11 protein-coding genes are annotated in these 12,789 nt (G+C 51.8%); all 11 read right to left on the bottom strand.

The window, feature by feature from the left end:
• Positions 1–7 precede the first annotated feature (7 nt).
• A complete protein-coding gene (argD, locus tag NNL21_RS33205) occupies positions 8–1,207 on the bottom strand; it encodes an acetylornithine transaminase (RefSeq protein WP_204820015.1) in 1,200 nt (399 codons plus the stop codon).
• A gap of 55 nt (positions 1,208–1,262) precedes the next feature.
• Positions 1,263–2,051, bottom strand: coding sequence for an acetylglutamate kinase (argB, locus tag NNL21_RS33200; protein WP_204820016.1), 789 nt, complete (start codon positions 2,049–2,051; stop codon positions 1,263–1,265).
• A 148-nt stretch (positions 2,052–2,199) separates the two neighbouring features.
• The gene (argJ, locus tag NNL21_RS33195; RefSeq protein ID WP_204820017.1) at positions 2,200–3,438 is read right to left on the bottom strand and encodes a bifunctional ornithine acetyltransferase/N-acetylglutamate synthase; all 1,239 of its coding nucleotides are present in this window, start codon (positions 3,436–3,438) and stop codon (positions 2,200–2,202) included.
• A 52-nt stretch (positions 3,439–3,490) separates the two neighbouring features.
• Positions 3,491–4,540, bottom strand: coding sequence for an N-acetyl-gamma-glutamyl-phosphate reductase (argC, locus tag NNL21_RS33190; protein ID WP_256555656.1), 1,050 nt, complete (start codon positions 4,538–4,540; stop codon positions 3,491–3,493).
• A 153-nt stretch (positions 4,541–4,693) separates the two neighbouring features.
• Positions 4,694–5,590, bottom strand: a complete 897-nt coding sequence (locus NNL21_RS33185) for a YitT family protein (protein ID WP_204820206.1) — start codon at positions 5,588–5,590, stop codon at positions 4,694–4,696.
• A 401-nt stretch (positions 5,591–5,991) separates the two neighbouring features.
• Positions 5,992–7,099 (bottom strand): peptide chain release factor 2 gene (gene prfB, locus NNL21_RS33180; RefSeq protein WP_204820018.1). Its coding sequence is split into 2 segments (ribosomal slippage): positions 5,992–7,026 and positions 7,028–7,099, totalling 1,107 coding nucleotides; the frame shifts between segments, so codons are not numbered across the junction.
• 53 nt (positions 7,100–7,152) lie between these two features.
• Complete coding sequence (gene secA, locus NNL21_RS33175; protein WP_204820019.1) at positions 7,153–9,669, bottom strand: preprotein translocase subunit SecA; 2,517 nt, start codon at positions 9,667–9,669, stop codon at positions 7,153–7,155.
• Positions 9,670–9,816: 147 nt separating this feature from the next.
• Positions 9,817–10,362: a ribosome hibernation-promoting factor, HPF/YfiA family gene (gene hpf, locus NNL21_RS33170; protein WP_204820020.1), complete on the bottom strand. Its 546-nt coding sequence runs from the start codon at positions 10,360–10,362 to the stop codon at positions 9,817–9,819.
• 323 nt (positions 10,363–10,685) lie between these two features.
• A complete protein-coding gene (locus NNL21_RS33165; RefSeq protein ID WP_042170033.1) occupies positions 10,686–10,883 on the bottom strand; it encodes a cold-shock protein in 198 nt (65 codons plus the stop codon).
• Positions 10,884–11,012: 129 nt separating this feature from the next.
• The gene (locus NNL21_RS33160) at positions 11,013–11,684 is read right to left on the bottom strand and encodes an LbetaH domain-containing protein (RefSeq protein ID WP_204820021.1); all 672 of its coding nucleotides are present in this window, start codon (positions 11,682–11,684) and stop codon (positions 11,013–11,015) included.
• Between the two features lie 40 nt (positions 11,685–11,724).
• A complete protein-coding gene (locus NNL21_RS33155; RefSeq protein ID WP_204820022.1) occupies positions 11,725–12,777 on the bottom strand; it encodes a class I SAM-dependent methyltransferase in 1,053 nt (350 codons plus the stop codon).
• Between the last annotated feature and the right edge of the window lie 12 nt (positions 12,778–12,789).

The following is a 12,789-nucleotide window of genomic DNA, read 5'->3' as shown; positions in this document are numbered from 1 at the left end:
TTTCAATCTAGTTCTGAACAGCTGATGTCCGCTCTGCAAACATGCCAGCCAAAATACCGACCGCTTGATCGATTTCCTCCCGTGTGACAAGGAGATTGGGAAGCAGGCGAATTACATTCGGCCCCGCCGTGATGATAAGCAGGCCGCGTTGTTGTCCTTCACTAACGAAGCCGCCAACCGGCTCCGTGCATTCGATGCCCACAATAAGACCTTTGCCGCGTATCTCGACCACCAGTGGATGATGAGCAAGCTTCTCACGCAGCTGTCCGGCCAGATATTCACCCATCTCCGCCGCACGATCCGCCAGCTTGTCGCCGACAATGGTCTCGATCGTCGCCTTCACGACGGCCGTCGCGATCGGCGTGCCGCCGAATGTGGATCCGTGGCTTCCGGCGCTGAACGCCTCGGCAAGATATCCCTTGCCCAGCATGGCGCCTACCGGGAAGCCGCTCCCGATCCCTTTGGCTAACGTGAAGATGTCCGGCTCGATACCGTAATGTTCGAAGGCGAACAGCTTGCCGGTACGGCCCATCCCCGTTTGAATCTCATCGACAATAAGCAGGATTCCATTATCCTTACACAGCTTTGCAAGATGCTGAACGAACGCCGGCTCTACAGGGTGGACGCCGCCCTCCGCCTGTACCATCTCGATCATGATCGCTGCCGTTTTGTCGTTGACCGCGGCATCAAGCGCCTGCACATCATGCAAAGGTACATGGCGGAACCCTTCCGGCAGCGGAGTGAAGCCTTCCTTGACTTTATCCTGCCCCGTAGCCGTTAGAGTTGCCAGCGTACGCCCGTGGAACGATTGGTTGAACGTAATGACTTCGTAACGCCCCGTTCCGGCCACCTTCTGCTGATAGCGGCGTGCCAGCTTGATAGCCGCTTCGTTCGCCTCCGCCCCTGAATTGCAGAAGAACACGGCATCTGCGCAGCTGTTGTCGGTCAATAGCTTAGCTGCGGCTTCCTGGCTGGGAATATGATATAAATTCGATACGTGCCACAGCTCGTCAAGCTGCTTGACCAGCGCTTCCTTGATCCGCTCCGGCGCATGTCCCAGATTCGTTACTGCAATTCCGCTCACGAAGTCCAAATATTTATTGCCCTTGTCGTCCCACAGCCAGCTGCCTTGCCCTTTGACTGGCGTGATCGGATATCTCGCATAAGTCGGAAAAAGTGAGCTTCCGCCTTTGTTCGCCTCACTCATCTTCGGTTCACCTCTCTCATTATAGCTGAACAATATACACTATTTAGTGGATCAATTAATCCCGGACAATCCTCGTACCAATACCGCCGTCGCCGATGGCCTTGCTCAATACATTCGGCTCATCTCCACTTACGATAACGACTTCGCGAACATCCCCTTGAATGCATTGAATGGCCGCGCGGACCTTCGGAATCATGCCCCCGTAGATTTCACCGCTCGCAATCATGGCTTCAATCTCGGCAACGCTGATGGAAGACAGTACGCGTTTCTCGCCGTCCACCGTTTTCATGATCCCGGGCACGTCGGTCACCACGATCATCCGCTCTACCCCAAGATGGGATGCGACCGCGCCTGCTGCCGTGTCCGCATTAATGTTATAGCGCTGGCCCGCTTCGTCGATACCGATCGGGGCAATGACGGGAATGTAGCCCATCGCCATGACGCCTTCGATAACAGCTGCATTGACCTCCGTCACATCGCCGACAAAGCCGACTTCACTTGCATTCGCTACCGGCTTCGCCGTAATCAGACGGCCATCAACGCCTGAGAGACCGAGTGACTTCGCACCGTTCTGCAGCATTCGCCTGACGATTTCTTTGTTGATACGCCCCGCGAGGACCATCTCTACAACGTCCAGCACCTCGTCGCTGGTCTTGCGCAGGCCGTTTACAAATTCGCTTTCGATGCCGAGCTTCGCAAGCGTCTCGGAGATTGCCGGGCCTCCGCCATGCACGATGACCGGCTTGACGCCGTTTTCCTGAAGACCGCGCAAATCGGCAAAGAACGAATCCGGCAGTGCGGCTAGCGTGCTGCCGCCGCATTTCATCACAAACCGTTGATCCATGTATCGTCTGTTCCTTTCAAAGTCCATTATGGCTTAACCTAAGAAGAGCGCACTAATATCCGCTGCCCCCAGCTAATAGCCCATAACATCCTTGTATTAGCATGCAAATTCATAATACGGCATGGTGAACCATTCGCCGCCCGTCCGCCTATGTCCGATAAGCTGCGTTGATCCGCACATAATCATACGTAAGATCGCAGCCCCATGCGGTTGCGGTCCCATCCCCGCCGTGAAGATCGACATGAATGACGACCGTATCGCCCTTCAAATATTCCAGCGCGGCGTCCTCATCGAATCCGACCGGCCGCGATTGCTCTAAAGTTACGATGTCGCCAAGCCGAATATCTACGGTCTCCGGGTTAACAGGCTGGCCTGCCCGGCCGACGGCCGCAATGATCCGGCCCCAGTTCGCGTCCGCTCCGAATACCGCGGATTTCACGAGCGACGAGCCAATAACCGTCTTCGCAATGGCTTGCGCCGAATCATCGGATACCGCTCCGCGCACTTGAACTTCAACCAGCTTCGTTGCACCCTCGCCATCGCGGGCGATGGCCTTAGCCAGCACTTCGCATACATACCGGAGAGCGTCCGCGAAAGCAGCCCAATCGGGATGTGCCTGCGTCAGCTCGCTGTTGCCCGCAAGTCCGCTTGCCATAGCAACAAGCATGTCATTCGTGCTCGTATCGCCGTCTACTGTAATCATATTAAACGTCAGGTCGGTTACCTGACGGAGCAGCTGCTGCAGCGCCTCGCCGCCGATAGCCGCATCGGTTGTAACGAATCCGAGCATCGTCGCCATATTCGGGTGAATCATACCTGAACCCTTGGATGCCCCGGCAATATGAACTTCCTTGCCGTCAATGATGACGGACACGCAAACTTCCTTCTTCGTTAAGTCCGTCGTCAGAATTGCCTGGCAGAAGTCATCTCCTGCTTCATAGGTTGCCGCCAGTCTCGCAGGAAGCTCCTCGATGCCTCCCAATACCCGGTCCATCTTCAGCAATTCTCCGATCACGCCTGTGGAAGCAACCGCAACTTGCTCGGCCGGAACCCCGATCGCATCCGCGAATTTCCCGCGCATCTCATACGCGTCGGCTTCGCCCTGCTTGCCTGTACATGCATTAGCATTGCCGCTGTTCACGATGACAGCGCGCAGCAGACCGCCTGCTTGAATGCTTTCTTTCGTTACTTTAATCGGTGCTGCCTGGAATACATTCATCGTATAAACGCCTGCAGCAGTCGCCGGCACTTCGCATACAATCGCACCGAGATCATGGCGCGTCGTCTTTTTCAAACCGCAATGCAAGCCCCCCGCTTTAAAACCCTTCGGGGTTGTAATCGAGCCTTCAGGCATAACCGTATAAGATGATTTCACGCCTTGTCCCATTATCGCATCGTTTCTCCTTCATTAATTGAGCTATACGCTGTCCAGCAGCGGCTTAAGGATACGCTGGAACGAATTGAAGCCCCAGCGTCTCGTCCCATCCCATCATGAGATTCAAGTTTTGTATCGCCTGCCCCGCCGCACCCTTGACCAGGTTGTCAATGACGGACACGATCGTCACTCGGCCCGTACGTTCATCGACGGAAAAGCCGATATCGCAGTAGTTCGAGCCCCATACTTCCTTCGTAGCCGGCCACGAGCCCGCTTGGCGAATACGGACGAAGCGGCGTCCTTCGTAATAGTTATTGTATAAAGAAATGAAGTCCTCCAGCGAACGTTCGCCTTGAATCGAGGCATACATCGTGCTCATGATCCCGCGTGTCATAGGGACCAAATGCGTCGTGAATGTCGTAATGACCGGGCGGCCCGCGACATCCGACAACACTTGCTCGATCTCGGGAATATGCTGATGCTTATTCACCTTATAGGCTTTGAAGTTTTCATTCAGCTCCGAGTAGTGCGTTCCGAGACTTGCTCCGCGCCCTGCACCGGATACTCCCGATTTGGCATCGATAATTATGGTTGCCGGATCAATGTATCCCGCCTGAACGGCCGGAACCAATCCCAGCAGCGTTGCCGTAGGGAAGCAGCCTGGATTGGAGATGAAATCCTTACCCAGCACGCGGTCTCCATACACTTCGGACAGCCCATACTCCGCCTGATCGATGTAATGCTGGTCGGCAGCCTCTTTCTTATACCACTTCTCATATGAATCACGCGACTTCAACCGGAAGTCACCGGAAATATCAATTACCTTCAGCCCTGCTTCGAGCAGCGAGGGAACCAGCTTCGCAGCAACGCCTGCCGGCGTTGCCAGAAATACGAGATCCGCCTTGCTCTTAATCAACGCAGGATCTACGTCATCCAGCATATCCGTTCGAATTTCGCTCAGATGCGGGAAACCCTCTGCAATCGGAGCGCCAGCGCTCGACGACGAGGTGACCGAGGTCACTACCGCCTGCGGGTGGCTGGCCAGCAGCCGAATAAGCTCTACGCCGCCGTATCCTGTGGACCCGATGATTGCTACCTTCACGTTCTCACTCATACCCGTCTCTCTCCCATCCATGAACTATCTAACTATCCATTCTACACGAACCGGGAAGCAGAGAAAATAGCTAGTGTTATGTATTATTATACATTTCAATTTATATTAATTCAACGAAAAAATATCCCTATCCGCACGTCCGGTTTCCCTCGTTTAAGGCAGGCTGAAACCTTCTCCAAGCACCTCCGCCGTATCGCTAATGATGACAAAAGCATGCGGATCTGCGGATCGCACAAGCTGCTTCAGCTTGGATACTTCACCACGTCCGACGACAACCATGAGAATGGTCCGCTGCTGCTTCGTGTAGCCGCCCCGCCCATCCAGCATCGTCAATCCACGATCCAAATCGGATAAGATGACCTCCGTGATATCATCCGGACGATCCGAGACGATAAACGCCACTTTCGAAAGTGCCAAGCCCGTCTGGACAAAATCAATCGTCTTGCTCGTGGCGAACAAGCCAATAAGCGCATAAAGCGCATTCTCAGGGGCGATAAGGATGCCTGCAGCAGCAATAACGAGACCATCAAAGCAGGCGACCGCAAGCCCGAGCCGAATGCCCGTGTAACGATGCAGCAGCTGCGCAGCAAGATCCAGCCCCCCTGTAGATCCGCGTCCGCGAAACACAAGGCCCAGACCTACCCCCACGCCGATCCCGCCGTAAATCGCAGCAAGCAGCGCATTCGTTGTTGGCGGTGACCAGTGGGAGGTCAGCAAGACGAAAAACGGCAGGACGAACGAGCCGAGTGCCGTCTTGAGCGCAAACCGTTTACCCAGCAGCCACCACCCCACAAGGAAAAGCGGCACATTCAGTGCCCACTGTGTATATGCCGGGGGAATATCCGTCATTCGTTTCACCAGGATGGATAGACCCGATACCCCGCCGGAAGCAATACCGAGCGGAACAAGGAATATATTGAAGCTGACCGCAATAATGAACGAACCGATCAGCAGGAGCAGTATGCTGGTCACCGTTTCGAATTTAGGATTTGCCATGATATGATCCGGCCGTTTCCGTTTCCGCACTGGCTGCAAATCACCCCCTGACATTCCCCGCCTCGTCTCCTCCTGTGATGCTGAATTCTCGCTCTCGCTGAACCGTTCCCCTGTTAGACGGGACAGCTTCTCTCGCACTGCTGCTTCATCTCCTGCGTACTGCTGCCGAAGCTGCCTTTTTTGCATCGTTTTCGAACCTCCCGATCTATTCCGACTCGATTCATCCACCAATCTCCCCTAACGGGGATAAGAAAATGCTCATGCTTTCCATAGCGGCGGAGTTCGTTACTCCCCTTAGCCTAAACGACATTCACCTTTTCAAACCCTATGCATGCTATAAAATAAAAAAAGTTCCCACACCATATCAGTGTAGGAACTCTTTCCCTCGCCTATGCATGAATAGCGGAAACGATGTCATGCACCCTTCACGATCGGTACACCGTCGTCCTTACCGCCTAGTCTTGTTTGATTTGGCCGCGCAGATAACCGTCGATAAAGGCATCCAGATCGCCGTCCATCACCGCGCCGACATTGCCCGTTTCCACCGCTGTGCGGTGATCCTTGACCATGCTGTACGGGTGAAACACATACGAACGGATCTGACTGCCCCAAGCGATATCTGACTGCTCGCCGCGAATTTCCGCAAGCTGCTTCTGCTGCTCTTCGATCTTGCGCTCATACAGCTTGGATCGGAGCATCGTCATCGCACTCTCGCGGTTCTGGATTTGCGAACGCTGCGTCTGGCAGGACACGACAATGCCTGACGGGATGTGCGTAATCCGGATTGCGGATTCCGTCTTATTGATATGCTGGCCGCCCGCGCCGCTTGCCCGGTACGTATCGACCTTCAGGTCCTCTGAACGGATCTCAATCTCGATATCATCGGCAATCTCCGGCATAGTGTCGCAGGAAGCGAACGAGGTATGCCGGCGCCCAGAAGCGTCGAAAGGCGAAATCCGCACAAGACGGTGAACCCCTTTCTCCGCCTTGAGGTAGCCGTAGGCGTTATACCCCTTCACCAGTAGCGTAACGCTCTTGATGCCCGCCTCGTCCCCTGGGAGATAGTCGAGCAGCTCGACCTTAAAGCCCTTCTTCTCCGCCCAGCGCGTATACATCCGATACAGCATCTGCGCCCAGTCCTGCGACTCCGTGCCGCCCGCGCCAGGATGCAGCTCGAGAATGGCATTCAGCTTATCGTAAGGCTGATTCAACAGCAATTGCAGCTCGAATTCATTGACTTTGCGGACCAGCTCCTGCACGCCGGCTGCGATATCGGCTTCCAGCGATTCGTCGCCTTCTTCTTCTGCAAGCTCCAGCATCGTCTGCAGGTCGTCCTGCTCTACATTCAAGCGCTCGTACAGCTCAACGACCGACTTGACCGCGTTGAGCTCGGCAATTACGCCTTGCGCACGGTCATTGTCGTCCCAGAAATCAGGAGCGGTCATCTTCACTTCAAAGTTCTCAATCAGTTCCTGCTTGAGATCTAAGTCAAAGAGACCCCCTGAGCTCTTGGAGCCGCTTTGCCATCTCACGCAGGTCTTGCTTCACCGTTATGTCTATCATGGCAATGCTTCACCTCAACATTCATCTTTACCTTACTGTATGCCAGCGGGCAATTATTGCTCCGCGCCGTGGCACTGTTTAAATTTCTTGCCGCTGCCGCATGGGCATGGATCGTTGCGGCCGATACGGTCATCACGCTTCACGGGACGCTTCGTTTGCGGTTCGCCGCTTCCGCCGCCGGACTCTGTCTGACCCTTGGCCACTTCCTGACGCTCCAGGTTGCTCTCCACTTGGGCTTTCATAATATATTTGGTTACTTCTTCTTGGATGTTATCGATCATTTCCTTGAACATCTCGAAGCCTTCGAATTGGTATTCGCGCAGCGGATCCGTACCGCCGTAGGCACGAAGGTGAATCCCTTGACGAAGCTGATCCATGGCATCGATGTGATCCATCCATTTGCTGTCAACCGCACGGAGTACGACGACCTTCTCAAATTCACGCATCGTTTCTGCGCCGATTTCTTCTTCTCGCTGATCATACAGCGTCAGCAGACGGTCGTTCAGATACTCAACGATCTCATCCTTCTCTTTGCCCCATAGGTCGTCCCTTGTAAGCGAGCCTTCCTGAAGGAAAGTACCTTGGGCATAATCGATGATCTCTTGATATTCCCAGTTCTCCGGCACTTCGCTATCCGGGCAATGCGCCTCAACAGTACGTTCGATAACTGGCTTGATCATATCCACAACAACCTCGCGAATGTTCTCCGAGAACAATACCTCACGACGCTGCTTATAAATGATTTCGCGCTGCTGGTTCATCACGTCATCATACTGAAGGACGATCTTTCTCAGATCGAAGTTGTTGCCTTCTACCCGCTTCTGCGCAGATTCGACCGCTCTGGAGATCAGCCTGCTCTCGATCGGCTGATCTTCTTCGAAGCCCAGACGCTCCATCATGCCCATAATATTCTCGGAACCGAACCTTCTCATCAGCTCATCATCGAGCGACAAATAAAACTGTGACGATCCCGGGTCACCTTGACGGCCCGCACGACCACGCAGCTGATTATCGATCCGGCGGCTTTCATGCCGTTCCGTCCCCATAATATGAAGACCGCCAACCTCGGGAACGCCATCGCCGAGCAAAATATCCGTTCCGCGACCCGCCATATTGGTAGCAATCGTTACCGCTCCCGGCTGTCCGGCGCGAGAGACGATCTCCGCCTCTTCGGCATGAAACTTAGCGTTGAGTACCTTATGTGTAACGCCGCGCTTCTTCAGCATGTCGGAGAGCTTCTCGGAGTTCTCGATGGATACCGTACCGACAAGAACCGGCTGGTTCTTCTTGTGGCGCTCCACGATCTCTTCCACAACCGCTGTAAACTTGCCATTCTGCGTCTTGTACACGACATCCGCGGTATCTTGACGTATGTTCGGACGGTTTGTCGGTACTTGAATGACATCGAGTCCGTAAATTTTCTTGAATTCTTCTTCCTCCGTCTTCGCCGTACCGGTCATACCGGACAGCTTGCGGTACATACGGAAGTAGTTCTGGAACGTAATGGTCGCGAGCGTCATGCTCTCGTTCTGAACTTTAATTTGTTCCTTCGCTTCAATAGCTTGGTGTAGTCCATCGCTATAACGGCGACCTGCCATGAGACGGCCCGTAAATTCATCAACGATGACGACTTCATCTTCTTGTACGACATAATCGACATCGCGCTTCATAATGACATGCGCCTTCAAGGCTTGTTGAATATGGTGGTTCAACGTTACGTTCGCATGGTCGAATAGATTCTCAACGGCAAACGCGCGCTCCGTCTTCTCCACGCCGGCTTCGGTCAGCGTAACGCTGCGCAGCTTCACGTCGACCGTGTAATCCTCTTCATGCTTCAAACGGCCGATAAAGCGGTCAGCGGCAAAATACATTTCCGTCGATTTCGCAGCTTGTCCGGAAATAATCAGCGGCGTCCGCGCTTCGTCTACCAGAATAGAGTCCACTTCATCGATGATGGCATAATAAAGCGGACGTTGAACCATCTGTTCCTTATACAGGACCATGTTGTCGCGCAAATAATCGAACCCGAACTCATTGTTCGTGCCATATGTGATGTCGCAGGCATATGCCTCCTGCTTCTGACCGTGCGTTAATCCGTTCATATTGCAGCCGACGGTCAGCCCGAGGAAGTTGTACAGCACTCCCATCTGCTGGCTGTCGCGCATAGCCAAATAATCATTGACCGTCACGACATGAACGCCTTTTCCTAGAAGGGCATTTAAATATACGGATAGAGTAGCAACAAGCGTCTTACCTTCGCCTGTTTTCATCTCCGCAATTTTACCCTCGTGGAGCACCATGCCGCCAATTAATTGAACGTCATAGTGGCGCTTGTCCATTACCCGCTTGGAAGCTTCGCGGACGACAGCAAACGCTTCTGGAAGCAGAGTAATCAGATCCTCGTCTTTCTCGATGCGGGACTTGAATTCTTCCGTCTTAGCCCGAAGTCCCTCGTCCGAAAGCTGCGAGATTTGTGGTTCCATCGCATTAATTTGCTCTACGGTGCGCAGCAGACGCTTAATCTCCCGTTCGTTAGCGTCTCCGAATATCTTTTTCACAAGTCCGAGCATGGTCTTCCCCTTTCGCTGCAAAAGCCTGTTTGCATAAATTGTAACAGTTTGCGGCACTTATCGCAATGTGGACAGGCCCATTATGGGCATATGGAAAGGGCAGCACTTCTTGGAAGAAATGCCGCCCTGGTATATTCATCGTTATCGTTATTCTTGTTCAATTAGCCCGTATTTGCCGTCACTGCGTCGATATACCACATTGACTTCCCGTGTGTTGGAATTGGCAAATACGAAGAAGGAGTGGCCCACCATGTTCATCTGGAGTATCGCTTCCTCAACATCCATTGGTTTCATCGTGAAGCGCTTCGTCCGCACAAGCTCCATCTCGTCTTCTTCATCAAGCACCCGTACCGGGGCGCTATCATCCTTGAAGAGGGTTCGGATCCCGCTCTCTTGACGCACTTTGCGGTTGACTCTCGTCTTGTGTTTGCGGATCTGACGCTCCAGTTTGTCCACCACAAGGTCGACGGAAGCGTACATGTCCTCGCTCTTCTCTTCCGCTCTTAGCATTAAGCCGGGCAGCGGAATGGTAACCTCTACAGCATGTTTACCTTTGGTTACAGACATCGTTACATTAAACTCGGAGGTGATCGGCGCTTCAAAATACTTTTCCAGGCGGGTGAGCTTCTTTTCGACAAAATCACGCATTGCGTCTGTCACCTGAATGTGTTGACCTCGAATGTTGTATTTCATGGGGCACTCCTCCTTTACATGTTCTTATTATACCATAGGCGATAGAGGGGACACAAAGCTATTTTCTGTTTTTTTAGAATATTTTGATAATTTGACACCATTGATGTTAAAGGCTGTTAATGGACCTTTGCCATGGGCTCTCATCTTGAAGTCTATGCCGTATTCGATCTTTCTAATCCTTCTATATGCTCACGATATCGGACTCTCAATGGCCACTGACTATGATGACATAAAAAAAAGCCCTGGGATCCCAGGGCTACTGTCTGCTACTTTACTTTGGTTAAGCGCGTACCATCTATAGGTTCGGCTTAACAGCCGGATAATTACAGTTTGATTACGTTAGCTGCTTGTGGTCCGCGAGCACCTTCAACGATGTCGAATTCAACCGATTGGCCTTCTTCAAGCGTCTTGAAACCTTCGGATTGGATTGCGGAGAAATGAACAAATACGTCGCCGCCTTGCTCAGTCTCGATAAATCCATAACCCTTCTCAGCGTTGAACCATTTCACTTTACCTTGCATTCAGAACATTCCCTTCATTCTTAAATTGCTGGAAATCACATTAAGTGAACCACATTTCGAATATACCATCGCCGTCACATAATTGTCAATGATATTTTGTAAGCGAATACATAACGATAAATCCAACATCTATACGGTTACTGAGAAGAATTTTTGTGCCCAGCAATTTGCTTTTTGTTTAATTTGTTGACTTCCATCGGTCCGGCTCGTAAATACGACAGAGCATGAAGGGATATCCTGCTCGTATACGGATGTGTCGATTCCAATGGAAACCCGATTTCCGATCGTACATCGGCCAATCACAGAAGAGTTAGGCAGTAATGCAACTCCTTGTCCTATGATTGGATAATGACCGTTTTGAGCGCCAATCGTCGTTCCTTGGGCTGCAACAAAATAGTTTTCGTACTCCGCTTTTCCCAGAACCGTGCCGACCGTATGAAACAACAGAAACACTTCTGGAAGCCTGGTATCATACATGCAGCTAAAACCATGGAGCGCTTTATTCAGATAAAATAATTTGTCTGCCACCGCCCTGTCTTGCGTGCGATTCCAAACGCTGCTTGAAAGCATCCATATAAATACTGCATACTGGTCGGAATAAAGATGATTAAAATACGGCTCACCATCTTGACGATATGCACGGAGAGTCACGTCGCGAAAACAACGCTCCGTACGCTCGAGTGCCTCATTGAAAATTGTTCGCTCCATCGCTGGCCCGATGTTTCGACCGTCAGGAAAAAATGCGTTTACTTGTTTGCCCACATACGCGTTGAGTTCGGCTGTTGACAGCGATGTTCTCACGAAAGTGCCTCCTCTCTCAATATCTTCATGCTACAGCCCATCAGATCGACAGCTCGACTACTTTCGTATCTATATGATTAGTCTTCAATAGCCTGACAATCTCGTCCTTATAATTAGGATTCATCAATATGACGTTTGCCGCTTTTAAATTACCGAGTTCCTTAACATCCACAATCGGATGCCCGGTTCCGGGTAAATATCCGCCTTGTTTGCTCGGATTCACATCGACAACACAACTGATTTTTTGACGATGGGGGTCGAATAAATTTACAAAGGTTACACCTTTCGCTCCTGCCCCCCATATTGCCAACACACCATCATCCATATATGAAGCGATTTGCTCTTCCCAACGAGCCAGCAGCATCGGTTCATAGTCCGTATAGCGTTGAGTAACGGCTAACATGGAATCCCTATCCTGATGTTCCCCGGCCGCTTCATGGTCAAGAACTGCTTCTAGCCATAAATACTGTCCATTAAATACATGTCGTACAGCTTCAACTTTAAATCCAGCCTTCTTAAATGCAGTGGTAAGCGAAGATTTCGAGAAGTAGGAGCAATGTTCGTAGAAAAAGTCCCACACCACATTATTATTAAGGATCCACTCTACACAAGGCGTCTCAAAATAAACCTTAGCTTTGGGCGAATGGACCAGTGCATTCCGGATTGTGACAAGCATTTCCACGGGGTCAGGGATGTGCTCAATAACATGTCGGCAGACGATAACGTCCGCTTGGATATATTCAAAAGCCGGCCCATAAAACTCTCGTTTGAAGTTCAGCCTCCCATCGTAGGCTTCTTCAGGTCCCTCATAGCTTGGATCAAACCCGTATCCTGTCAGTTGATCGCTAAGCTCGAATATTTGCTTGAGAAAATCCGCTTTTCCACACCCAACCTCAATGACCGTACCACTTTTCAACTCACCGTCATGCACAATGGATCGGGACAGCTCTTTCGTATATTCATGGAAATACTCAGAGTGATTTTGACTGTTATTATAAGACTCGCCATAGCTTAATTTATCGGGCTCAAAACTGGCATTATGAATAAATCCGCAAGAACTGCAATGACGGAGCTCAAGCTGCCCCCTGGTCATCGCCAAGGCATC

Origin of the sequence: Paenibacillus mendelii, assembly GCF_024498075.1 — a bacterium.
Lineage (GTDB): Bacteria > Bacillota > Bacilli > Paenibacillales > Paenibacillaceae > Paenibacillus_Z > Paenibacillus_Z mendelii.
The sequence above is the reverse complement of the archived record's forward strand: the minus strand, read 5'-3'. Positions and strand labels throughout refer to the sequence as shown.

Coding starts and splice junctions, on each gene's coding strand:
- argJ (WP_204820017.1), bottom strand. CDS start 3,438: ATGGGACAAGGCGTGAAATCATCTTATACGGTTATGCCTGAAGGCTCG.
- hpf (WP_204820020.1), bottom strand. CDS start 10,362: ATGAAATACAACATTCGAGGTCAACACATTCAGGTGACAGACGCAATG.
- argD (WP_204820015.1), bottom strand. CDS start 1,207: ATGAGTGAGGCGAACAAAGGCGGAAGCTCACTTTTTCCGACTTATGCG.
- secA (WP_204820019.1), bottom strand. CDS start 9,669: ATGCTCGGACTTGTGAAAAAGATATTCGGAGACGCTAACGAACGGGAG.
- NNL21_RS33165 (WP_042170033.1), bottom strand. CDS start 10,883: ATGCAAGGTAAAGTGAAATGGTTCAACGCTGAGAAGGGTTATGGATTT.
- NNL21_RS33185 (WP_204820206.1), bottom strand. CDS start 5,590: ATGTCAGGGGGTGATTTGCAGCCAGTGCGGAAACGGAAACGGCCGGAT.
- argC (WP_256555656.1), bottom strand. CDS start 4,540: ATGAGTGAGAACGTGAAGGTAGCAATCATCGGGTCCACAGGATACGGC.
- argB (WP_204820016.1), bottom strand. CDS start 2,051: ATGGATCAACGGTTTGTGATGAAATGCGGCGGCAGCACGCTAGCCGCA.
- NNL21_RS33155 (WP_204820022.1), bottom strand. CDS start 12,777: ATGACCAGGGGGCAGCTTGAGCTCCGTCATTGCAGTTCTTGCGGATTT.